At 65.2% G+C, this 22,658-nt stretch carries 21 protein-coding genes; 12 read left to right on the forward strand and 9 right to left on the reverse strand.

Features of this window, described 5'->3' with window-relative positions; translation table 11 throughout:
• Positions 1–60: 60 nt before the first annotated feature.
• From fabF to thiI, 4 genes are all read right to left on the reverse strand, one after another.
• Positions 61–1,335, reverse strand: a complete 1,275-nt coding sequence (gene fabF, locus QMX85_RS20600; RefSeq protein ID WP_282344054.1) for a beta-ketoacyl-ACP synthase II — start codon at positions 1,333–1,335, stop codon at positions 61–63.
• A 111-nt stretch (positions 1,336–1,446) separates the two neighbouring features.
• A complete protein-coding gene (locus QMX85_RS20605) occupies positions 1,447–2,262 on the reverse strand; it encodes an SDR family oxidoreductase (RefSeq protein ID WP_282344056.1) in 816 nt (271 codons plus the stop codon).
• Positions 2,263–2,429: 167 nt separating this feature from the next.
• Complete coding sequence (gene typA / locus QMX85_RS20610) at positions 2,430–4,241, reverse strand: translational GTPase TypA (protein ID WP_282344058.1); 1,812 nt, start codon at positions 4,239–4,241, stop codon at positions 2,430–2,432.
• Positions 4,242–4,391: 150 nt separating this feature from the next.
• Complete coding sequence (gene thiI, locus QMX85_RS20615) at positions 4,392–5,846, reverse strand: tRNA uracil 4-sulfurtransferase ThiI (RefSeq protein WP_282344059.1); 1,455 nt, start codon at positions 5,844–5,846, stop codon at positions 4,392–4,394.
• Between the two features lie 334 nt (positions 5,847–6,180).
• Between thiI and glnA the strand changes: the two genes are divergently transcribed.
• The 3 genes from glnA to QMX85_RS20630 all read left to right on the forward strand — a co-directional run bounded on the left by glnA (position 6,181) and on the right by QMX85_RS20630 (position 8,936).
• Positions 6,181–7,584: a glutamate--ammonia ligase gene (gene glnA, locus QMX85_RS20620; protein ID WP_090225052.1), complete on the forward strand. Its 1,404-nt coding sequence runs from the start codon at positions 6,181–6,183 to the stop codon at positions 7,582–7,584.
• A 162-nt stretch (positions 7,585–7,746) separates the two neighbouring features.
• Positions 7,747–8,310, forward strand: coding sequence for a DUF4124 domain-containing protein (locus QMX85_RS20625; protein WP_282344060.1), 564 nt, complete (start codon positions 7,747–7,749; stop codon positions 8,308–8,310).
• Entirely contained in the window at positions 8,310–8,936 is a 627-nt protein-coding gene (locus QMX85_RS20630; protein WP_282344061.1) for a DUF4124 domain-containing protein, read from the forward strand. The genes QMX85_RS20625 and QMX85_RS20630 overlap by 1 nt, the downstream gene beginning before the upstream one ends.
• Here QMX85_RS20630 and QMX85_RS20635 read toward each other — a convergent pair.
• A complete protein-coding gene (locus QMX85_RS20635) occupies positions 8,929–9,129 on the reverse strand; it encodes a hypothetical protein (RefSeq protein ID WP_282344062.1) in 201 nt (66 codons plus the stop codon). The genes QMX85_RS20630 and QMX85_RS20635 overlap by 8 nt on opposite strands.
• On the opposite strand from QMX85_RS20635, the gene glnL reads away from it, so the two are divergent.
• The 3 genes from glnL (at position 9,128) to QMX85_RS20650 (ending at position 12,006) form a co-directional block, all read left to right on the forward strand.
• A complete protein-coding gene (gene glnL / locus QMX85_RS20640; protein WP_090225047.1) occupies positions 9,128–10,219 on the forward strand; it encodes a nitrogen regulation protein NR(II) in 1,092 nt (363 codons plus the stop codon). The genes QMX85_RS20635 and glnL overlap by 2 nt on opposite strands.
• Entirely contained in the window at positions 10,209–11,645 is a 1,437-nt protein-coding gene (ntrC, locus tag QMX85_RS20645; RefSeq protein ID WP_090225045.1) for a nitrogen regulation protein NR(I), read from the forward strand. Before glnL ends, ntrC begins: the two co-directional genes overlap by 11 nt.
• A 205-nt stretch (positions 11,646–11,850) precedes the next feature.
• Positions 11,851–12,006: a hypothetical protein gene (locus QMX85_RS20650; protein WP_282344063.1), complete on the forward strand. Its 156-nt coding sequence runs from the start codon at positions 11,851–11,853 to the stop codon at positions 12,004–12,006.
• A 58-nt stretch (positions 12,007–12,064) separates the two neighbouring features.
• On the opposite strand, the gene QMX85_RS20655 is transcribed toward QMX85_RS20650, so the two are convergent.
• On the reverse strand, positions 12,065–12,505 hold the full coding sequence (locus tag QMX85_RS20655) for a hypothetical protein (protein ID WP_282344064.1): 441 nt from the start codon (positions 12,503–12,505) through the stop codon (positions 12,065–12,067).
• Between QMX85_RS20655 and trmL the strand changes: the two genes are divergently transcribed.
• Both trmL and QMX85_RS20665 read left to right on the forward strand, forming a co-directional pair.
• Positions 12,504–12,968, forward strand: a complete 465-nt coding sequence (trmL, locus tag QMX85_RS20660; protein WP_273233742.1) for a tRNA (uridine(34)/cytosine(34)/5-carboxymethylaminomethyluridine(34)-2'-O)-methyltransferase TrmL — start codon at positions 12,504–12,506, stop codon at positions 12,966–12,968. The genes QMX85_RS20655 and trmL overlap by 2 nt on opposite strands.
• Before the next feature lie 115 nt (positions 12,969–13,083).
• Positions 13,084–15,432, forward strand: a complete 2,349-nt coding sequence (locus QMX85_RS20665) for an FdhF/YdeP family oxidoreductase (RefSeq protein ID WP_282344065.1) — start codon at positions 13,084–13,086, stop codon at positions 15,430–15,432.
• Positions 15,433–15,445: 13 nt separating this feature from the next.
• Here QMX85_RS20665 and QMX85_RS20670 read toward each other — a convergent pair whose 3' ends face one another.
• On the reverse strand, positions 15,446–16,444 hold the full coding sequence (locus QMX85_RS20670) for a putative sulfate exporter family transporter (protein ID WP_282344066.1): 999 nt from the start codon (positions 16,442–16,444) through the stop codon (positions 15,446–15,448).
• A 97-nt stretch (positions 16,445–16,541) separates the two neighbouring features.
• On the opposite strand from QMX85_RS20670, the gene QMX85_RS20675 reads away from it, so the two are divergent.
• Positions 16,542–17,432 carry a LysR substrate-binding domain-containing protein gene (locus QMX85_RS20675; RefSeq protein ID WP_282344067.1) on the forward strand — a complete coding sequence of 297 codons (891 nt, stop codon included), beginning with the start codon at positions 16,542–16,544 and terminating at the stop codon, positions 17,430–17,432.
• A gap of 97 nt (positions 17,433–17,529) precedes the next feature.
• Entirely contained in the window at positions 17,530–17,991 is a 462-nt protein-coding gene (locus QMX85_RS20680) for a GNAT family N-acetyltransferase (RefSeq protein ID WP_282344068.1), read from the forward strand.
• Between the two features lie 142 nt (positions 17,992–18,133).
• Here the strand turns inward: QMX85_RS20680 and QMX85_RS20685 are convergent, their stop codons facing one another.
• Complete coding sequence (locus tag QMX85_RS20685) at positions 18,134–20,311, reverse strand: malate synthase G (RefSeq protein ID WP_282344072.1); 2,178 nt, start codon at positions 20,309–20,311, stop codon at positions 18,134–18,136.
• A 178-nt stretch (positions 20,312–20,489) separates the two neighbouring features.
• On the opposite strand from QMX85_RS20685, the gene QMX85_RS20690 reads away from it, so the two are divergent.
• Both QMX85_RS20690 and QMX85_RS20695 read left to right on the forward strand, forming a co-directional pair.
• Positions 20,490–20,942, forward strand: coding sequence for a GNAT family N-acetyltransferase (locus QMX85_RS20690; RefSeq protein ID WP_282344069.1), 453 nt, complete (start codon positions 20,490–20,492; stop codon positions 20,940–20,942).
• Between the two features lie 37 nt (positions 20,943–20,979).
• The gene (locus QMX85_RS20695) at positions 20,980–21,495 is read left to right on the forward strand and encodes an ACT domain-containing protein (protein WP_282344070.1); all 516 of its coding nucleotides are present in this window, start codon (positions 20,980–20,982) and stop codon (positions 21,493–21,495) included.
• A gap of 7 nt (positions 21,496–21,502) precedes the next feature.
• Here QMX85_RS20695 and rarD read toward each other — a convergent pair whose 3' ends face one another.
• On the reverse strand, positions 21,503–22,399 hold the full coding sequence (rarD, locus tag QMX85_RS20700; RefSeq protein ID WP_282344071.1) for an EamA family transporter RarD: 897 nt from the start codon (positions 22,397–22,399) through the stop codon (positions 21,503–21,505).
• Positions 22,400–22,658: the final 259 nt, after the last annotated feature.

The raw sequence follows: 22,658 nt of genomic DNA on the forward strand, positions 1-22,658 counted from the left end.
AGGCTGACGGAGCCTGCCGGCATCGATCGCCCCGCGGGGTGATCGATACCGGCCACTGGCTCAGCCCTGCCAGCGCCTGAACAACACGCTGGCGTTCACCCCACCGAAACCGAAGCCATTGGACAGCGCATGCTCGATGCGCATCGGGCGCGCCGCTCCGTGAACGATGTCGACACCCTGCGCCGCCTCGTCGAGGTGCTCCAGGTTGAGCGTCGCCGGGACCTTCTGATCGCGCAGCGCCAGGGCGGTGAAGATCGCCTCGATACCGCCGGCAGCGCCGAGCAGATGGCCGGTGGAGGACTTGGTAGACGTCACCGCAATACCGCCTTCCGCGCCGAACAGCGCCTTGATCGCCGCCAACTCGCCCTTGTCACCGACCGGTGTCGAGGTGGCGTGGGCGTTGAGGTGCTGCACCTGCGCAGGCGCGATGTCCGCCTGGCGCAGCGCCAGCTCCATCGAGCGACGCGCGCCATTGCCATCTTCCGGCCCGGCGGTGAGGTGATAGGCATCGGCACTGGTGCCGTAGCCGACCAGCTCGACGATCGGCAGCGCGCCCCGGGCCAGCGCATGTTCGAGCGACTCGATCACCAGCACACCGGCGCCCTCGCCCATGACGAAGCCGTCGCGATCACGGTCGAACGGCCGCGAGGCGCGCTCGGGCGTCTCGTTGAACTCGCTCGACAGTGCCCGGGCCGCGGCGAAACCACCCAGGCTGACACGGTCGATCGCTGCCTCAGCGCCACCGCACACGGCGATGTCCACTTCACCCGCGCGAATCATCCGCGCCGCATCGCCGATCGCCTGCACGCCCGCCGCGCACGCGGTGACCGGCGCACCCAGCGGCCCCTTGAAGCCATGCTGGATGGACAGGTGACCCGCCGCGAGATTGACCAGGAAGGACGGAATGGTGAACGGCGAGAGGCGCCGCGGCCCCCGGCTGTCGGTCGTCCTCACCGCTTCGGCGATGGTGCCGAAACCGCCGATACCAGACGCGATGATAGTCGCCGTGCGCTCCTGCTGCGCAGCGCTTTGCGGGAACCAGTTCGCCTGCTCCAGCGCCTCGCGGGCGGCGGCGAGGGCAAACAGGATGAAGCGATCCATTTTCTTGCGTTCCTTGGCTGGCGCGGCGCGCACCGGATCGAACCCGGCCTCAGGGTCTTCCTCCAACGTCGGCACCGCACCGCCAATCGCCGTAGGCAGGTCGGCAACGACATCGTCAGGCAGCCGCCTGATGCCCGACTGACCGGCCAATAGGCGGCGCCAGACGATTTCGGTCCCACAACCCAGCGGCGAGACCAACCCCATGCCGGTCACCACGATTCTCGTTGCAGTCATATCCAGCCTCCGGGGCGCCGGAAAAACCGGACACCCAGATAATAAAAAGCCCGCCGCAAAGGTTCACGGCAGGCGTAAGGGCGCTGCGTACCCGCAGCGTCCGGGGGAACTTCAGGCGGCGTCTTCGCCCGTCGACTTGTAGCGCTTGGCGGCCTGGCTCAGCGACAGGTTGGGCATCAACTTCAGGCGCGCGGCAGCGAACGCCTCCCAGTCGGCAACGTCCGGCAGCGCAGGGATGGTGACGTTCTCGCCCAGATCGAGACCGGCCAGCGCGGCATCGACCATCTCCATGGTTTCCATCACCATGCTCGCCGGGAAGCCGTCCACGTCCAGCCCGGCACGCTCCCAGATTTCCGTCCGGGTCGCTCCCGGCAGCACCGCCTGGACGCGAACGCCCAGCGGCACCAGCTCGTTCTGCAGGCTCTGGGTGAGGCTGAGCACATAAGCCTTGGTGGCGTTGTAGGGGCCGTTGAACAACTCCGGCGCCAGCGCCAGCACCGAGGCGATGTTGATCAGCGTGCCGCCGGCAGCCGCACCGAAACGCGTGCCGGCGGCCATCGCCAGCCGCGTCAGGGCGACCACGTTGAGCTGGACCATCTGCTCGAAGGCGTCCAGATTGGTTTCCAGCGTCGTACCCTTCACGGCGATGCCGGCGTTATTCACCAGCAGGCTGATCGAGTCGTCACTGCGCAGGCGCTGCTCGACGCGCAGCAGATCCGCCTTGTCGGTCAGGTCGGCGCGCAGCACCTCGACCTTCACCCCAGTCTCGCTGCCCAGACGCGCAGCCAGCGCATTCAGGCGCTGCTCGTCGCGCGCCACCAGCAGCAGATCGTAGCCGCGTTGAGCGAGACGCTGCGCATAGCCGGCGCCGATTCCGCTGGAAGCTCCGGTAACCAGTGCCACGCCTTTTCGTGAAGGGACGCTCATGTGTTGCTCCGCAAGTAAGAGATCGTGAGCTTATATTAATACCATAATCTAATGATCGCCAAGCCTTTGATGAGCACTCACGAAACGGCCCTACGAGTATGTGAAAATGGAAAGCCGGAAACGAAAAAGGCGCCATAAGGCGCCTTTGTCGTAAAACGCGAGCGCTATCAGCTTTTGCTGGCGCGCTTGCGGTCGTTTTCGTTGAGGAACTTTTTGCGCAGACGGATCGACTTAGGCGTCACTTCGACCAGCTCGTCGTCGTCGATGAATTCCAGCGCCTGCTCCAGGGTGAACTTGATCGGCGGAACCAGAGCGATGGTTTCGTCCTTGCCCGAAGCGCGCATGTTGTCGAGCTTCTTGCCCTTGGTGGGGTTGATCACCAGGTCGTTGTCACGGCTGTTGATGCCGCACAGCTGGCCTTCGTAGATGTCCTGGCCAGGCTCGAGGAACAGCTTGCCGCGATCCTGCAGTGTTTCCAGCGAATAGGTAAGCGCCTTGCCGGTGGCCATCGAAACCAGCACGCCGTTGAGGCGGTGGCCGACGTCGCCGACCTTGATCGGACCGTAGTGGCTGAAGGTGCTGGTCAGCACGCCGCTGCCGGAGGTCATGGTCAGGAAGGCGTTACGGAAACCGATCAGGCCACGTGCCGGCACGGTGTATTCCAGGCGGATACGACCCTTGCCATCCGGAACCATGTTGGTCAGGTCGGCCTTGCGCAGACCCATCTGCTCCATGATCGGCCCCTGGTGCTGCTCTTCGATATCGATGATGACGTTCTCGTAGGGCTCCTGCTTCTCGCCATTCACTTCCTTGATCACCACTTCCGGACGGCCGACGGCCAGCTCGAAGCCTTCACGGCGCATGGTTTCGATCAGTACGGAGAGGTGCAGCTCGCCACGGCCGGAGACCTTGAACTTGTCGGCCGAATCGCCCTCCTCGACGCGCAGGGCGACGTTGTGCAGCAACTCCTTCTCCAGACGCTCCTTGATGTTGCGGCTGGTGACGAACTTGCCTTCCTTGCCGCAGAACGGCGAGTCGTTGACCTGGAAGGTCATGGAAACGGTCGGCTCGTCGACGGACAGCGGCGGCAGGGCTTCGATGGCCTGCAGGTCGCAAAGCGTGTCGGAGATGTACAGCTCGTCCATGCCGCTGACGCAGACGATGTCACCGGCCTGGGCTTCGGCGACTTCGACACGGTGCAGACCCGAGTGACCCATGATCTTCAGGATGCGGCCCTGACGTTTTTTGCCGTCGGCGCCGATGGCTACGACCGGGGTGTTGGTCTTGACCTTGCCGCGGGCGATACGACCGATGCCGATGACGCCGAGGAAGCTGTTGTAGTCCAGCTGCGAGATCTGCATCTGGAACGGGCCGTCGATATCGACCTTCGGCGGCGGAACGTGGTCGACGATGGCCTGGAACAGGGCATCCATGTGGTCGTCCATCTTCTCGTGATCGAGGCCAGCGATGCCGTTCAGGGCGCTGGCGTAGACGATCGGGAAGTCGAGCTGCTCGTCGGTGGCGCCGAGGTTGTCGAAGAGGTCGAAGATCTGGTCGATGACCCAGTCCGGACGCGCGCCCGGACGGTCGATCTTGTTCACCACGAGGATCGGACGCAGGCCGGCCTTGAACGCCTTCTGGGTCACGAAACGGGTTTGCGGCATCGGGCCGTCCTGGGCGTCGACCACCAGCAGCACGGAGTCGACCATCGACATCACGCGCTCGACTTCACCACCGAAGTCGGCGTGGCCGGGGGTGTCGACGATGTTGATGTCATAGCCATTCCACTTCAGCGCGGTGTTCTTCGCGAGAATGGTGATGCCACGCTCTTTTTCCTGGTCGTTGGAGTCCATCACGCGCTCGCTTTCGAGCTCTTTGCGGTCCAGGGTGCCGGACAGGCGCAGGAGTTTGTCCACCAGGGTGGTTTTGCCATGGTCGACGTGGGCGATGATGGCGATGTTGCGGAGATTCTCGATCACAGTTCTATATCTCGTTTGTGGCACCGGGCTGAAGGTCCGGGCTGGAAGCGTGCTTTCCCCATCGCCGATCTCGGAAACGGGGCCTGAAACGGTAGGGCTCAGGCGTCGGGAGGGCGGTGGCGGATACTGCCGCCGAACAGCCCGGGCTGCTTAAGACGGGCGATAAACACGTACATTCGCATGCCCCTCGCTGAGCAGATGGTGAGCGTGCAGGCGGCTCATCACGCCTTTGTCGCAGTACAGCAGGTACTGGCGGTTTTCATCCAGTTCCTTGAACTTGCTGTTGACGGCATAGAACGGCAGGTTGCGCACTTCGATGCCGGACAGTTCGAGCGGCGCCTCTTCCTGGTCGTCGGGGTGACGGATGTCGATCACCACCTGCCCCGGCAAAGCCTGGGCGATCTCCTCGACCTGGACGTCCTGCCCCAGTTCGTCGATCACCCGGTCCACGGTCATCCGCCGTGAACGCTGCAGCGCCCGCTCGAGAATGGCCATGTCGAACTGCTTTTCTTCGTATTCGATGCGCGCCCGCTTGGCACGGGTGGTCGGGTTTACCGAGATCACTCCGCAGTATTCCGGCATGTGCTTGGCGAACTCGGCGGTGCCGATTTCGTAGGCGGTGTCGATGATGTCCTGCTTGTGCGCCGCGACCAGCGGGCGCAGCACCAGCATGTCGGTGGCCGAATCGATCACCGAGAGATTCGGCAGCGTCTGGCTGGACACCTGGGAAATCGCCTCGCCGGTCACCAGCGCATCGATCTGCAAATCTTCGGCCAGGCGCGTGGCGGCGCGCAGCATCATGCGTTTCAACACCACGCCCATCTGGCTGTTGTCGACCTTCTCCAGAATCTCGCCGAGCACTTCCTCGAACGGCACGCTGATGAACAGCACCCGGTGCGATTTGCCGAACTTGTCCCACAGGTAATGAGCGACTTCCATCACCCCCAGCTCATGGGCACGACCGCCAAGATTGAAGAAGCAGAAGTGCGTGAGCAAGCCGCGACGCATCATCTGATAGGCCGCCACCGTGGAGTCGAATCCGCCGGACATCAGTACCAGCGTCTGCTCCAGCGAACCCAGCGGGTAACCACCGATGCCATTGTGCTGGTGATGGATGACGAACAAACGTTCGTGCCGAATCTCCATGCGCACTTCGACTTCCGGCTGCTTCAGCGAGATGCCGGCAGCACCGCACTGCTGACGCAGCTGGCTGCCGACGTAGCGTTCGATTTCCATCGAGGTGAAGCTGTGCTTGCCGGCGCGCTTGCAACGCACGGCGAAGACCTTGCCAGCCAGTTGGTCACCGAAATGCAGCTTGCACTTCTCCAGCACGTCGTCGAAATCGCCCAGCGGGTATTCATGCACTTCGAGGAAATGGGCGATGCCCGGAACGCAGGTCAGCCGCTCGATGATCTGGCGCAGGACCTTCGGGTCCTCCACACGGGTCAGCAGCTCGAGGTTGTCCCACACGCCTTCAACACTCACGTCAGCGTCAAGGTCGCGCAGAACCGTGCGCACATTCTTCGCCAGCTGACGGATGAACTGCTTGCGCACCGGCCGGCTTTTGATGGTGATTTCCGGGAAGACCTTGACGATGAGTTTCATGGAAACAGCGCGTGCACGAAGCAGCCGAAAAAGAGGGGGGCGGATTATAGCGGAAAATTGCTCAAGGTTTAATCAGTGATTATCGAATCACCCAGCGACGCACCAATACAATGCAATCAAAAAACATCACGCACCAATTAAAGGCGCACACCCTCCTTCGATTGCCTTTGACCCCCTGAAAAATCACGTGTTTCGGGCTCGTTACCATTTCGGGGCGCTGGCATGCTAATTGCTCCCTTGTGAGGCAGGTTGCCCTGGCGGAGTATCCCTGCCCCGGCATCAACTGATACTGGGGGTATGCCAACCGCTCCCAGCCTTTCACCTGGAGGACAACATGTCGAAGTCGCTTCAACTGATCAAAGATAACGATGTGAAGTGGATTGATCTGCGCTTCACCGACACCAAGGGCAAGCAGCAACACGTCACCATGCCGGCACGCGATGCGGACGACGATTTCTTCGAGTACGGCAAGATGTTCGATGGCTCCTCCATCGCCGGCTGGAAAGGCATCGAAGCCTCCGACATGATCCTGATGCCCGATGACAGCACCGCCGTGCTCGATCCGTTCACCGAAGAGCCGACCCTGATCCTGGTCTGCGACATCATCGAGCCGAGCACCATGCAAGGCTACGATCGCGACCCGCGCGCCATCGCTCGCCGCGCCGAGGAATACCTCAAGTCCACCGGTATCGGCGACAAGGTGTTCGTCGGTCCGGAGCCGGAATTCTTCGTATTCGACGAAGTGAAGTTCAAGTCGGACATCTCCGGCTCGATGTTCAAGATCTTCTCCGAGCAGGCTTCCTGGAACACCGACGGTGATTTCGAAAGCGGCAACAAAGGTCACCGTCCGGGCGTCAAGGGCGGCTACTTCCCGGTACCGCCGGTCGACCACGACCACGAAATCCGTACCGCCATGTGCAACGCACTGGAAGAGATGGGCCTGAAGGTCGAAGTTCACCACCACGAAGTGGCGACTGCCGGCCAGAACGAAATCGGCGTGCTGTTCAACACCCTGGTCGCCAAGGCCGACGAAGTGCAGACCCTGAAGTACTGCGTGCACAACGTCGCCGACGCCTACGGCAAGACCGCTACCTTCATGCCGAAGCCGCTGTACGGCGACAACGGTTCGGGTATGCACGTCCACCTGTCGATCTCCAAAGAAGGCAAGAACACCTTCGCTGGCGAAGGCTATGCCGGCCTGTCCGACACCGCCCTGTTCTTCATTGGCGGCATCATCAAGCACGGCAAGGCACTGAACGGCTTCACCAACCCGTCGACCAACTCCTACAAGCGTCTGGTCCCGGGCTTCGAAGCACCGGTCATGCTGGCCTACTCGGCCCGTAACCGTTCCGCCTCGATCCGCATCCCGTACGTCAACAGCCCGAAAGCCCGCCGCATCGAAGCGCGCTTCCCGGATCCGGCTGCCAACCCGTACTTGGCCTTCGCTGCACTGCTGATGGCCGGTCTGGACGGTATCCAGAACAAGATCCACCCCGGCGATGCCGCCGACAAAAACCTGTACGACCTGCCGCCGGAAGAGGCGAGCCAGATCCCGCAGGTCTGCGGCAGCCTGAAGGAAGCCCTGGAAGAGCTGGACAAGGGCCGCGCGTTCCTGACCAAGGGCGGTGTGTTCTCCGACGACTTCATCGATGCCTACATCGAGCTGAAATCGGAAGAAGAAATCAAGGTGCGCACCTTCGTGCACCCGCTGGAATACGACCTGTACTACAGCGTCTAAGCCAGTAGCGTCAGCGAAAGGCCTCCCTCGGGAGGCCTTTTTCATGGGCGCTCGAAAAGTCTCTGCGCGGCCCGGAGGATGCCGAGGCTTTCGGGCTCATCCGCCTTGCAAGCCGGGCGCGGGGGTGCAAGGCTTAAGGCGTCCACTCACGGAGCCGCACCGATGCGCCTGTTGATTGCCTGCCTTCTCTGCTTGCTGACCCTGCCGGCAACCGCGCAGATCTACAAATACATCGATGCCAACGGCAAGACGGTGTTCACCAACCAACCGCCGGACGGCACCCAGGCGGAAACCATCCAGCTGCCGCCGACCAACACCGTGGATATCCAGACACCCAATCCGCCCCCCAGCCAGGGCTCCGACCAGCAGCAGGCGGATCAGCCGCCGTACGCGGTACTGCAGCTGAACGTGCCCACCACCGAGGCCATCCGCGCCAACAATGGCAGCTTCAGCGTGGATGTGATCCTGCAACCCGAACTGAGTGCGGGTCATACGCTGCGCCTGCTGCTGGATGGCAACCCGTATGGCGTGCCCTATTCCTCGCTGCGCCTGCCACTGAGCAACATCGATCGCGGCGAGCACAGCCTGGCCGTCCAGGTCCTCAGCGGCGGGCAGTCGATCCAGCAGAGCGCGCCCATCACCTTCAGCGTGCAACGGGTCAACACCCAGAGCCCGGCGCTGCGTCCACCGCCGTCCCCACCGCCACCACCGAGGCCCAGCAACTAGTGCCGAACGCCCGCCTGCTTTTCGCCCTGCTCCTGGCCGCGCTGCCTGCGGCCGCAGAGGTGTACACCTACGTCGATGCCGCCGGGAACCGCGTGTTCACCGACCAGCCTCGGGCGGGCGACAACGCCAAGCGCGTCGAGCTGGCGCCGCCCAACGCGATGACCTCGGCGCCGGCGACGATCCACATGCGACCTCCCGCCACTGCGCCGGTGGCTGCGCCGCGCTACGACCTGCTGCGCATCCTGGTTCCCGAACCGGATGCGACCCTTCGCGATGGTGATGGCAAGCTGATCGTCACCGTGACCAGCGAGCCGAACCTGCTGCCCGGCCACAATTTCCGGCTGTATCTGGATGGCAAGGTGGTCGGCGAACCGACGCGCAGCCCCGTGTTCCCACTCGCCACGCAGGACCGCGGTACGCATCAGCTGTCGGTGGAAATCGTCGACGCCGCCGGCGTCGTTCTGGAGCGGACGCCGAGCCAGCCGTTCCACGTACAGCGTCCGAGCCTGGCGCAGAAACGCAACGTCAATCCGTGCAAGAAGGACGACTGGGGCGTGCGACCGGAGTGCCCGTTGAAGGATAAACCTCCGGAAAAACGAGACATCCCCTTCATCCCGTTCATCTAAGGCAAAGTTGCGCACCAATAAAGAGCGCGACAGTGCACTGATTTTTATACTGTCCCCAAATAAGCCCACTATCCGGCTTTTTTTTGCGCCGAAAAACAGCTTGCCGGACGATTTCGGCCATAAAAGCGCGTCTTTTCAGGGCTTGGTTTGCTTTTTGCATTTTTCCAGCATCCTTTGAGACCTGCGCACTCATGACCAACGATTCTCCCCTGCACCGGTTGTTGCTCGACAATCTCACCACCGCGACCCTGCTGCTCAACGCCGAACTGCGGCTCGAGTACATGAACCCGGCGGCGGAGATGCTGCTGGCCGTCAGCGGGCAGCGCAGCCACGGGCAGTTCATCAGCGAACTGTTCACCGAGTCGCCCGAGGCGCTGCATTCGCTGCGCCAGGCGGTCGAGCAGGCCCATCCCTTCACCAAGCGCGAAGCCACCCTCACCTCGCTCACCGGCCAGATGCAGACGGTCGACTACGCGGTAACGCCGATCATCACCCGCAACGAGACCTTGCTGCTTCTGGAAGTGCACCCGCGCGATCGTCTGCTGCGGATCACCAAGGAAGAGGCGCAGCTGTCCAAGCAGGAAACCACCAAACTGCTGGTGCGCGGCCTCGCCCACGAGATCAAGAACCCGCTGGGCGGCATTCGCGGCGCGGCCCAGTTGCTCGCCCGCGAGCTGCCGGAAGAACACCTCAAGGACTACACCAACGTCATCATCGAGGAGGCCGACCGCCTGCGGAATCTGGTCGACCGCATGCTCGGCTCGAACAAGCTGCCGTCTCTGTCGATGACCAACGTCCACGAAGTGCTGGAGCGCGTCAGCAGCCTGGTCGAGGCGGAAAGCCAGGGACGCATCACCCTGGTTCGCGACTACGACCCGAGCATTCCCGAGGTGCTGATAGACCGCGAGCAGATGATCCAGGCAGTGCTCAACATCGTGCGCAACGCGATGCAGGCGCTGTCGGCGCAGAACGACCTGCACCTGGGACGGATTTCCCTGCGTACCCGCACCCTGCGCCAGTTCACGATCGGCTACATCCGCCATCGCCTGGTGGCGAAGCTGGAAATCATCGACAACGGGCCGGGCATCCCCGCCGACATGCAGGACACCATCTTCTACCCCATGGTCAGTGGCCGCCCGGACGGTACCGGGCTCGGCCTCGCGATCACCCAGAACATCATCAGTCAGCACCAGGGACTGATCGAATGCGAAAGCCATCCCGGCCACACCGTGTTCTCGATCTTCCTGCCGCTGGAACAAGGAGCAGCGTCACATGAGCCGTAGCGAAACCGTCTGGATCGTCGATGACGACCGTTCCATCCGCTGGGTCCTGGAAAAGGCGTTGCAGCAGGAGGGGATGAACGTCCAGAGCTTCGACAACGCCGACAGCGTGCTCAATCGGCTGACTCGCCAGCAGCCGGACGTGATCATTTCCGACATCCGCATGCCCGGCTCCAGCGGCCTCGATCTGCTGGCGCAGATCCGCGAGCTGTACCCGCGCCTGCCGGTGATCATCATGACCGCGCATTCCGATCTGGACAGCGCGGTGGCCTCCTACCAGGGCGGCGCCTTCGAATACCTGCCCAAGCCGTTCGACGTGGACGAGGCGGTTTCGCTGGTCAAGCGCGCCTTCCTTCATGCCCAGGAACAGCAGGGTCTGGAAGCGCCGGCGAGCATCGCCCGGACGCCGGAAATCATCGGCGAGGCGCCGGCGATGCAGGAGGTGTTCCGCGCCATCGGTCGCCTGTCGCATTCCAACATCACCGTCCTGATCAACGGCGAGTCCGGCACCGGCAAGGAGCTGGTCGCCCACGCTCTGCACCGCCACAGCCCGCGCGCCGCGGCGCCTTTCATTGCGCTGAACATGGCGGCGATTCCCAAGGACCTGATGGAGTCCGAGCTGTTCGGCCACGAGAAAGGTGCGTTCACCGGCGCGGCCAACCAGCGTCGCGGGCGCTTCGAGCAGGCCGACGGCGGCACGCTGTTCCTCGACGAGATCGGCGACATGCCGGCCGACACCCAGACCCGCCTGCTGCGCGTGCTGGCCGACGGCGAGTTCTACCGGGTCGGCGGGCATACGCCGGTCAAGGTCGACGTGCGGATCATCGCCGCGACCCACCAGAACCTGGAAAACCTGGTGCAGGCGGGGAAATTCCGCGAAGACCTTTTCCACCGCCTCAACGTCATCCGCATCCACATCCCGCGGATGTCCGATCGCCGCGAGGACATTCCCGCGCTGGCCCGCCACTTCCTCGCCCGCGCCGCATTGGAGCTGGCGGTCGAGCCGAAGCTGCTGAAGCCGGAAACCGAGGATTACCTGCAGAATCTGCACTGGCCGGGCAACGTGCGCCAGCTGGAGAACACCTGCCGCTGGATCACGGTGATGGCGTCAGGTCGCGAAGTGCACATCGACGATCTGCCCCCGGAACTGCTCACCCAGCCGCAGGATGCCGCGCCGGTGACCAACTGGGAGCAGGCCCTGCGCCAGTGGGCCGACCAGGCCCTGGCGCGCGGCCAGTCGAGCCTGCTCGACAGTGCCGTGCCGACCTTCGAGCGGATCATGATCGAGACCGCGCTCAAGCACACCGCCGGCCGCCGCCGCGATGCCGCGGTTCTGCTCGGCTGGGGTCGCAACACCCTGACGCGCAAGATCAAGGAACTGGGCATGAAGATCGACGGCGGCGACGACGACGACAGCGAAGAAAGCTGAGCCGCGTCGCGCTGGAACAAAAGCAGACTTCGGTCTGCTTTTTTATTGCCTCGCGGCTCCTGCCAACCCGCCAGCGGGAACGGGCCGACGGGAAGTGCGCCCTGTCTCTGCCGCGGCGGCGCAAACCGCTTACCCGAATCCACCCTGCCGATGACCTTGTCATGCACAACCTGAATGCACGGTGCACAGATGTTGAACACGCACCGTGCCGCGCATTCGCCTCGCGCAAACGACGGAGAAGCATCAAACCCGCTCGATTTTCACAACAATGGAAGCACAAGCTATTGATTTTAAAGGACTTAAAAAAGAAGGCCTGCAGATTTCGGGCATCCGTACGGAACTGGCACAGCAGATGCAATAAGCCAGATACCACCGTTTTTCGGGGGCCTTGGTACAGGCAGGCCGGGGATTCCCCTCTTTTATTCCGCTCGCAGGCTGATCTCCAGCCGCCATCCTCCCTCCTCTGCCGCGCCCTTCAGGGCGCCGTGCAGAGGCAGGGCAGCGACAAGATTGAGCAACAACCCACGCTCCACACGCACAATCCTCCAGTTCACCGGACGCCCGTCGAGCAGCAACTGGCCGCCCGCCTCCTTGCCCCGGGTCTCGATGAGCATCGCCAGCGTGCCGTCGATACGCTCGACGAAGACCTTCGGCTCGTGGTCGAACCACAGCACCAGCGCCCCGGGCAGGACTTCGACCCGCTGCAGCAATGCAGGCTGTGGCGCATTCAGGCGACCGATCATCATCCCCAGCAGCAGGCCGAACAGTGCCAAGGCCAGGAGAAAGCGCCACCACATGCGCGGTCGCGGGTCATCCTCGAGGGTAGAATGGAGCCCGTCTTCAGACTCGGAGCCGTGCATGTTTCGCGTGATCCTTTTTCAACCGGAAATTCCACCCAACACCGGCAACATTATCAGGCTATGTGCCAACGCTGGCTGCAGCCTGCACCTGATCGAGCCGCTGGGGTTCGAGCTGGACGACAAGCGCCTGCGCCGCGCGGGCCTGGATTACCACGAGTACGCCACCCTGCAGCGTCACGCCGACCTGCCCAGCTGCCTGGAAAGCCTCGGCCAGCCGCGGGTATTCGCCTTCACCACCAAAGGTTCGCACCCGCACCATGAGGTCGAGTACCGCGAGGGCGATGCCTTCCTCTTCGGCCCCGAGAGCCGCGGCCTGCCGGAAGATATCCGCAACGCCCTGCCGGTCGAGCAGCGCCTGCGCCTGCCGATGCGGCCCGACTGCCGCAGCCTGAACCTCTCCAACACGGTGGCCGTCGCGGTCTACGAAGCCTGGCGCCAGCTGGGTTTCCGCGGCGGCGCCTAGGACCGAATCTCCAGCCGGCGCTCCCTCGTCGGCCTTCCTGAACCATCCTGCGCAGCGTTGCGTCGTAACTTCGGATGCCGAGCGAACCCCGCGTCGGCGGCCGAGGAGAAACTGCATGCGCAAAGCGCGCTTCAAGCCCTACAAGGGCCCGGCCGGTGGCTGGGGTTCGGCGCATTCGGTGGGCGAGATACTGCTGCGCGAACGCGCGCCTCTCGCCGCCGGAAAGGCGCTGTTGAAACAGAACAAACCGATCGACGGCTTCGCCTGCGTAAGCTGCGCCTGGGCCAAGCCGCACCCCAGCCGACCGCTGTCCTTCTGCGAGAACGGTGCCAAGGCCACCGCATGGGAAGTCACCCAACTGCGCTGCGGCCCGGAGTTCTTCGCCCGACATACGCTGCGCGAACTGCGCAACTGGAGCGACTACGAACTCGAGCAGCAGGGGCGCCTGACCGAACCGCTGCGCTGGGACGCCGCCAGCGACCGCTACCTGCCGATCAGCTGGGCGCAGGCGTTCGCCGAGATCGGCGCCGAACTCAAAGGCTATGCCGACCCTAATGAAGTAGTGTTCTACGCCTCCGGCCGCGCCTCGCTGGAGGCCTCCTACATGTGGGCGCTGTATGCGCGCCTGTACGGCACCAATAACCTGCCGGACAGCTCGAACATGTGCCACGAGAGCACCTCGATCGCGTTGCCGGAAAGCATCGGCGTGCCGGTCGGCACCGTCACGCTGAACGACTTCGCGAAGACCGACGGCCTGCTGTTCTTCGGCCACAACACCGGCAGCAACGCCCCGCGGATGCTCCATGAGCTGGAGGCCGCGCGTAAACGCAATGCGCCGATCATCACCTTCAACCCGCTGCGCGAACGCGGGCTGGAGCGCTTCACCAACCCGCAGTCGCCGGTGCAGATGGCCACCGGCGAATCCATCGTGGTCAGCACCCAGTATCACCAGCTTGAGATCGGCGGCGACATCGCCGCCATCGCCGGGATCTGCAAGGCACTCTTCGAAATGGACGACGCGGCCCGCGAGCGCGGGGCCGCGCGCGTGCTCGACGTTGCCTTCATCGAGGAGCACACGGCAGGCTTCGCCGCCTTCGAGCGGCGTATCCGTGGCTATGCCTGGCCGTTGCTGGAACGCCGCAGCGGCCTGACCCGCGGCGCCATGGAGGCCGCCGCCACCGTCTATGCGGGCTGCGAACGGGTGATCGCGGTATACGGCATGGGCCTGACCCAGCACCGCCACGGCGTGCTGAACGTGCAGATGCTGGTCAACCTGTTGTTGCTGCGCGGCAACATGGGCAAGGAAGGCGCCGGCATCTGTCCGGTGCGCGGCCACTCCAACGTGCAGGGCCAGCGCAGCGTGGGGATCACCGAGAAGGCCGCGCAGGTGCCGGCGGACAAGCTGCGCGAGCGCTTCGGCTTCGAGCCGCCGAGCGAGGACGGGATGAACACCGTGGAGGCCTGCGAAGCGATAGTCGCGGGCAAGGTGAAGGCCTTCGTCGCCCTGGGCGGCAACTTCATCCGCGCGATTCCCGACACCGGCCGCCTCGAGCCGGCCTGGTCGTCGCTCAAGCTCAGCGTGCAGATCGCCACCAAGCTAAACCGCAGCCACCTGGTCCACGGCGAGAAGGCCTACCTGCTGCCGTGCCTGGGGCGAACCGAGGTCGACGTCCAGGCCAGCGGCGAGCAGCGCCACACCACCGAGGACAGCACCGCCTGCATCCGTGCCTGGCGCGGCGTGGCGGCACCGGCCAGCGAGCACCTGCTGTCTGAGCCGGCGATCATCTCCGCGCTGGCCAAGGCCACCCTGGCGCCGAACCCGGCCATCGACTGGGATGCCTGGGTGGCCGACTACGGCCTGGTGCGCGACGCCATTGCCGCGACCTACCCGGAGACCTTCCATGACCTCAACGTCAGGATGATGGAACCCGGCGGCTTCCACCGTCCGCTCGGCGCCAGCCAGCGCCAGTGGAAGACGAGCAACGGCAAGGCCAACTTCATCGAGCCGCACACCCTGTCGGTGGACGACGATGTCGAGCAGCGCCCGGAGCGCCGCGACGTGCTGAACCTGATGACGATCCGCAGCAACGACCAGTTCAACACCACCGTCTACGGCTACAACGACCGCTTTCGCGGTATCCACGGCACCCGCGCGGTACTGCTGATGCACCGCAACGACATCGCCCGACTCAACCTGGCCGAAGGCGACAAGGTGCAGGTCAGCACCGCGGTGGACGACGGCGTGCACCGCGAGGTCGGGCCGTTGCGGGTGACGCCCTACGACATTCCCGAAGGCTGCTGCGCCGGCTACTACCCCGAATGCAACGCGCTGATCCCGCTCTGGCACCACGCGGAAAAAGCCAAGGTGCCGGCGGCGAAATCGATCCCCGTCACCTTGCGCCGGGTGATCGCGGTGGGCCAGGACGCCAGCGTACCGGTGGAGCCCGCGCCGCTGCCCGGCTAGTCCGGCGGCCTGTTCAGCCGAAGCAGAGCACGGTCATCAGCAGCCCTCCGCCGGTAAGCATGACGAACAGGCACAGGGCCAGGATGAACGGCCGCACGCCCAGCGCGGCCAGCTTCTCCAGACGCGTCTCGTAGCCCAGCGCGGCCATCGCCATCGCCAGGGCGATCTGGCCGATCAGGATCAGCCCGCGGTGCAGTTCGGCGGGCAGCTGGACGTAGCTGTTGAACAGCACCATCGCCAGGAAGCCGAAGGCGAACCACGGAATCACCAGGCGGCCTTTGCCCTCGATGCCCATCGCCGCCGGATGGCCGCGCCGCAGCCACCACTGGCCGACGATCAGCAGGAAGGGAATCAGCAGCAGCACCCGCAGCAACTTCACGATCACCGCATTCGCCAGCGCATCCGGCCCGACGGCGTCGGCAGCGGCCACCACCTGGGCGACCTCGTGCACGGTGGCGCCGATGTAGATGCCGAATCGCGCCTCGTCCAGCCCCACCAGCGGGTAGAGCAGCGGATAGACCAGCATCGACAGCGAGCCGAAGAGAACCACGGTGGCCACCGCCATCGAGGTCGCCGCCGGCCGCGAGCGAATCGTCGCCTCGGTAGCCAGCACCGCCGCGGCCCCGCAGATCGCGCTGCCGGCGCAGGTCAGCAGGGTGGTTTCCGCATCCAGCTTCAGCAGCCGGGTGCCGATCAGGTAACCCAGCGTCAGCACGCAGCCGATCACCAGCACGTCGAGCACCAGCACCCAGGGCCCGAGGGCGAATATCTGCTGCAGGGTCAACGACAGACCGAACAGCACGATGCCGCCGCGCAGCAGCCAGCGCGTGCAGAAAGACAAACCCGGACGCACGCCGGACAGCGAACGGATGACACCGAGGTTGCCCGCCAGCAGGCCGAGCAACAACGAGAACACCAGGGGGCTGAAACCGCTGTGGGCGAGCAGCGGCACCTGCGAAAGACCGTAGCCTAGCGCCGTCAGTACGCTACAAAGGAGCAGACCCTGCCACATGAAAACCACCTCCAGGCTTGCGAATGTGGTCAGGCTATGGGCGAATAGGTGCTGCTGCGAAACGGTTATAACGATATGACTGATCGGAAAAAGTGAAATGAACCCGAGCGTCACCTTCCGCCAGCTGCAGGTCTTCGTAGCCGTGGCCAAGGACACCAGCCTCGGCAACGCTGCGGAAAAGCTCAACCTCTCGCAGTCGGCCACCAGCCAGTCGCTCGCCGACCTCGAGCACCAGTTGGGCGTCATCCTCTTCGATCGCCAGGGGCGTCGCCTGCAGCTCAACGATGTCGGCAGGCGCCTGCTGCCCCAGGCCGAGAGCCTGCTGCACGAGCTCGGCCAGTTCGTCGAATCGGCGCGCGAGCCGCAGGGATCGCTGCAGGGCACCCTCAACATCGCCGCCAGCGCCACCATCGGCAACTACCTGCTGCCCTCGCTCGCCGGGCGCTTCAGCGAGGCGCACCCCGACGCCAACCTGCACTTGCGCCTGCGCAACACCGGCGAAGTGATCGGCGACATCCTCCGCTTCGAGGCCGACCTCGGCCTGGTGGAAGGCCAGTGCAGCGAGCCGCGGCTGGCCTGGGAAGTCTGGCGCCAGGACGAAATGCTCGTGGTCTGCGCCCCCGCGCATCCCCTCGCCCGCGGCGGACGGCTGAGCGACGAGGACATCCAGAACGAGCCGTGGATTCTGCGCGAACCCGGCTCAGGCACCCGCAGCATCTTCGAGTCGGCGGTGCTGCACCACACCGAACGGCTACGGGTGCGCATGGAGCTTAGCCAGCACGAGGCGATCAAGCAGGCAGTGCGCGCCGGTTTCGGCCTGAGCTGCATGTCGCGCCTGAGCATCGCCGGCGAGCTGGAGCGCGGCGAACTGCTCGCCCTGCAAAACGACTTGCAACTGACCCGCACCTTTTCCCTGGTGTGGCACCCGGAGCGCTATCGCAGCGCGCTCTGGCAGGCCTTCAAGGTGTTCCTTCACGAAGCGCGCTGAGTGCCGTCGCGAGCGCCCGGGCCGAGGCCGGCGTCATTTCCGGCGACCGGGCCGCAGGTTAGGATCGCCGCCAGACACCCTTCACAGGAGCCGCCCCATGTCCGTCTTGCCGCACCGTCCGGTCGATGTCCGCGACCTCGAACTGATCTGCCGGCACCGTCATGCGATGTTCCACGAGGCCGGCCGCGACGCGGCCACGCTGGCGGTGATGACCGAGCATTTTCGACCCTGGCTCGCGCCGCGCCTGGCGGACGGGCGCTATTTCGGCTTTGTCCTGCTGGACGGCGAAACACCGGTCGCCGGCATCGGCCTGATGGCCATCGACTGGCCGCCGCACCCGTCGCACCCGCGCCACGACCAGCGCGGCTACGTGCTCAACGTCTATGTCGAACACAGCCATCGGCGGCGCGGCCTGGGGCGTGAACTGATGCGACTGGCGGAAGCGGAATTCGCCCGCCGCGCGCTGCCGTTCGCCATCCTCCATGCCACCGAAATGGGCAAGCCGATGTACGCCGAACTGGGCTGGAAAGGCACCACGGAGATGGCGAAGGCGCTCTAGGCGGCGATAGCCGCGCATAAAAAAGCCGCCTCGAAAGGCGGCTGATGCGGTTGCTCGAACGCTTGGCGGAAGGCAAAGGCCGACGTTTCGCGGCCCACGCCCCGCGCTCCGTGAACGGGAGCGCGGAGCATCCGCAATGCGTTCAGCGGGCCTGCTTGGCCTTGAACTCGCGACGACGGCGGTGCAGCACCGGCTCGGTGTAGCCGTTGGGCTGCTTAGTGCCTTCCAGGACCAGCTCCAACGCGGCCTGGAACGCTACGCTGCTGGAGAAGTCCGGTGCCATCGGCCGGTAGGCCGGATCGCCGGCATTCTGCCGATCCACCACCGGCGCCATGCGCTCCAGGCTGGCGCGCACCTGCTCCTCGCTGACCACGCCGTGGCGCAGCCAGTTGGCCATGTGCTGGCTGGAGATGCGCAGGGTGGCGCGGTCTTCCATCAGGCCGATGTCATGGATGTCCGGCACCTTGGAGCAGCCGACGCCCTGCTCGACCCAGCGCACCACGTAGCCGAGGATGCCCTGGGCGTTGTTGTCCAGCTCGCTCTGGATGTCCGCCGCCGACCAGTCGCGGTTCGGCGCCAGCGGGATCGTGAGGATGTCGTCCACCGAGGCCGCCGCGCGCTGCGCCAGTTCAGCCTGCACGGCGAACACGTCGACCTGGTGGTAGTGCAGCGCGTGCAGCGCCGCGGCGGTCGGCGACGGCACCCAGGCGGTGTTGGCGCCGGATTTCGGATGGCCGATCTTCTGTTCCAGCATCGCCGCCATCAGGTCCGGCATCGCCCACATGCCCTTGCCGATCTGCGCACGCCCGGCGAGGCCGCAGGCGAGGCCGACGTCGACGTTGTTGTTCTCGTAGGCGCCGATCCACTTCTCGCCCTTCATCGCCGCCTTGCGCACCATCGGCCCGGCTTCCATGGAGGTGTGGATTTCGTCGCCGGTGCGGTCGAGGAAGCCGGTGTTGATGAACACCACGCGATCGCGGGCGGCCTTGATGCAGGCCTTGAGGTTGACCGTAGTGCGGCGCTCCTCGTCCATGATGCCGACCTTGAGGGTGTTGCGCGGCAGGCCGAGGACGTCCTCGACGCGACCGAACAGTTCGTTGGTGAACGCCACTTCCTCGGGGCCGTGCATCTTCGGCTTGACGATGTACACCGAGCCGCGTCGGCTGTTGCTGCGCGTGGTGTTGCCGTTGAGGTTGTGGATCGCCGCGAGGCTGGTGAACAGCGCGTCGAGGATGCCTTCCGGCGCCTCGTTGCCGGCACCGTCGAGGATCGCGTCGTTGGTCATCAGGTGGCCAACGTTGCGCACGAACAACAGCGAGCGGCCGTGCAGAGTCAGCGCGCTGCCGTCGGCCGCGGTGTAGTTGCGATCGGCGTACATGACGCGGGTGAAGACCTTGCCGCCCTTGTTGATGCCTTCGGCGAGGTCGCCCTTCATCAGGCCCAGCCAGTTGCGGTAGATCAGCACCTTGTCTTCGGCATCGACCGCGGCGACGGAGTCCTCGCAGTCCATGATGGTGGTCAGCGCGGCCTCCATCAGCACGTCCTTGACGCCGGCGGCGTCGGTCTGGCCGACCGGGCTGGAAGGATCGATCTGGATCTCGAAGTGCAGGCCGTTGTGCTTGAGCAGCACGGCCTTGGGCTGTGCGGCGTCGCCCTGGAAGCCGATGAACTGCGACTCGTCCTGCAGGCCGGTTTCATCGCCGCCCTTGAGGTTGACCACCAGCTTGTCGCCGTAGACCACGTAGGCCGTGGCGTCGACGTGGGAGCCGTTGGCCAGCGGCGCGGCCTGGTCGAGGAAGGCACGGGCGAAGGCGATCACCTTGGCGCCGCGCACTTCGTTGTAGCCCGGGCCCTTGCTGGCGCCGCCCTCTTCGCTGATCGCGTCGGTACCGTAGAGCGCGTCGTACAGCGAGCCCCAGCGGGCGTTGGAAGCGTTCAGGGCGAAGCGCGCGTTCATCACCGGCACCACCAGCTGTGGGCCGGCCATACGGGCGATCTCGTCGTCGACGTTTTCGGTGGCGATGTGGAAATCCTCCACCGCCGGCAGCAGGTAGCCGATCTCGCCGAGGAACGCCTTGTAGGCCGCGCCGTCGTGAGCCTGGCCGGCACGCGCCTGGTGCCAGGCATCGATCTGCGCCTGCAGCTCGTCGCGCTTGGCCAGCAGCGCGCGGTTCTTCGGCGCCAGTTCGTCGATGAGTTTTCCGGCGCCGGCCCAGAACGCGTCGGCGTCGATGCCGGTGCCGGGAATCGCCTCGTCATTGACGAAGTCGAAGAGGATCTTGGCGACCTGCAGGCCGCCGGCTTGAACACGTTCCGTCATCATCTTCCTCTCTCTTTTCGGGGCCAGCACTGCCTGGCTGGACGATCTTGTAGTGCGGATCGGCGGATACTACATGATGCCTGCGGAAAAATCAGGGGGCCGCCGGGAGCCGCCGAAAGCGCCCTGGCATCGGCCCGCGCCGGCCTATACTCAGCCCTTGCCCACGGAGACCTGACGCATGCCGGTAAGCCTCGCACACCCTGCCGATCTGGATGATCTGACCCGCCTCTTCGGCGGCTATCTGAAGTTCTATGAGGTGCCACAGGCAGAGGAGCCGATCCGCGCGTTCCTCGCCGCGCGCCTGGAGCGGGGCGACTCGCGGCTGCTGATCGCCCGGGATGACGAGGGCCAGGCGCAGGGCTTCGTACAGCTCTACCCGCTGTTCGCCTCGCTGGCGCTGCGCCCCTCCTGGCTGCTCAGCGACCTCTACGTCGCCGAGAGCGCCCGCCGCCTGGGCGTGGCCCGCGCGCTGATGAACGCCGCCCGGCAACTCGCGCAACTCGGCGGCGCCTGCGGCATCCAACTGGAGACCGCGAAGACCAACCTCGCCGGCCAGGCGCTCTACGAAAGCCTCGGCTACGTGCGCGACGAGGTCTATCTCACCTACTGGCTGGCCCTGCCCGACGCCTGAACCGCGGCCGCCGCCTTCGACCCAAAGGAACCTCCGCATGGACAATCTGGTAATCACCGTCATCGCCCCGGACCAGCCCGGCCTGGTGGAACGCCTCGCCGCCTGCGTCGCCGATCATGGCGGCAACTGGCTGGAAAGCCGCATGTCGCGCATGGCCGGGCAGTTCGCCGGGATTCTTCGCGTGTCGGTGCCGGCGGCCGGCCATCGCGGCCTGAGCGACGCCCTGCAGGCACTGCAGACCCATGGCATCCGCGTCCAGCTGGCCGAGGGCGGCGAGCCGCAACGCAGCGGCAAGCCGATCCTTCTCGACCTGGTCGGCAACGACCGGCCGGGCATCGTCCGCGACATCACCCGGCTGCTGGCCGAACACGACGTCAACCTCGAAAGCCTGATCACCGAAGTGCTGCCGGCGCCGATGAGCAGCGAGCCGCTGTTCCACGCCGAGGCGATGCTGGCGGTGCCGCTGGAGCTGTCCCTCGACCTGTTGCAGGAGCGCCTGGAGACCCTGGCGGATGACCTGATGGTGGAGCTGAACCTGCGGACCGACGTCTGACGTCCGCTCAGCTCGCCGCGCGGGCGCGGCGCAGGCCACGCCAGATGTCAACGCTGTAGACCAGCAGGCCCAGCCAGATGCAGGCGAAGGAAAGCAGGCGCACCGGGTCGAAGTGCTCGCCGTAGACCACCACCGCGAGAAGCAGCACCAGCGTCGGCGAGAGGTATTGCAGGAACGCCAGCGAGGTGAACGGCAGGTGTCGCGTGGCCGAGTTGAAGCAGATCAGCGGGAACAGCGTGATCAGCCCGGCGAGCGCCAGCCAGAACGCATCCGCCGTGCTCCAGAAGCTCGCCTGGGTGCTCACGCCGGACGGCCCGAGGATCAGCCAGAGCAGCGCCAGCGGCAGCAGCATCCAGGTTTCCACCACCAGCCCGGGCAACGCCGCCACCGGCGCCTGCTTGCGAATAAGCCCATAGAAACCGAAGGTCAGCGCCAGCACCAGCGATACCCACGGCAGGCTGCCCAGTTGCCAGACCTGCTGCGCCACGCCGAGCGCCGCCAGGCCCAGCGCCAGCCACTGCAACGGGCGCAGGCGCTCGCCGAGCAGCAGCAGACCGAGCATCACGTTGACCAGCGGGTTGATGTAGTAGCCCAGGCTGGCTTCGATCATCCGCCCGTTGTTCACCGCCCAGACGTAGACCAGCCAGTTGCAGGCGATCAGCGAGCCGCTGACGGCCAGCACCGCCAGACGCCGCGGGTTGTCGCGCAGTTCGCGCCACCAGCCGGGATGCTTCCAGACCGTCAGCAGCAGCGCGCCGAACAGCGCCGACCAGAGCACCCGGTGGACGATGATCTCGATCGCCGGAATCGCCTGCAGCATCTTGAAGTACAGCGGGAACAGACCCCAGGCGGTGTAGGCGGCGATACCCAGCAGATAACCGCGGCGCGGGTTGGCGGTGGACATGCAGCAGTCCTGAAGACGGAAGGGCCGATGATTCTAGAGGGCCTGCCGGGGTTTGTCTGGTCGATCAGCTTTGCTGCGGTGCGCATGCGCACCCTACGGCACCGCGCACGCGTAGGGTGCGCCGTGCGCACCGGGGGAATCCCGGCTGCAGGGTGGCTTCGGGCCACGCGACAGGGATGCCCGGTCGACCCGCTTTCGCCGCAGCCTGCCTCGGTGCGCGTGGCGCACCCTACGGCACCGCACACGCGTAGGGTGCGCC

Origin of the sequence: Pseudomonas sp. PS02288 (assembly GCF_029959715.1) — a bacterium.
In the GTDB taxonomy this organism is placed as follows: domain Bacteria; phylum Pseudomonadota; class Gammaproteobacteria; order Pseudomonadales; family Pseudomonadaceae; genus Pseudomonas_O; species Pseudomonas_O kuykendallii.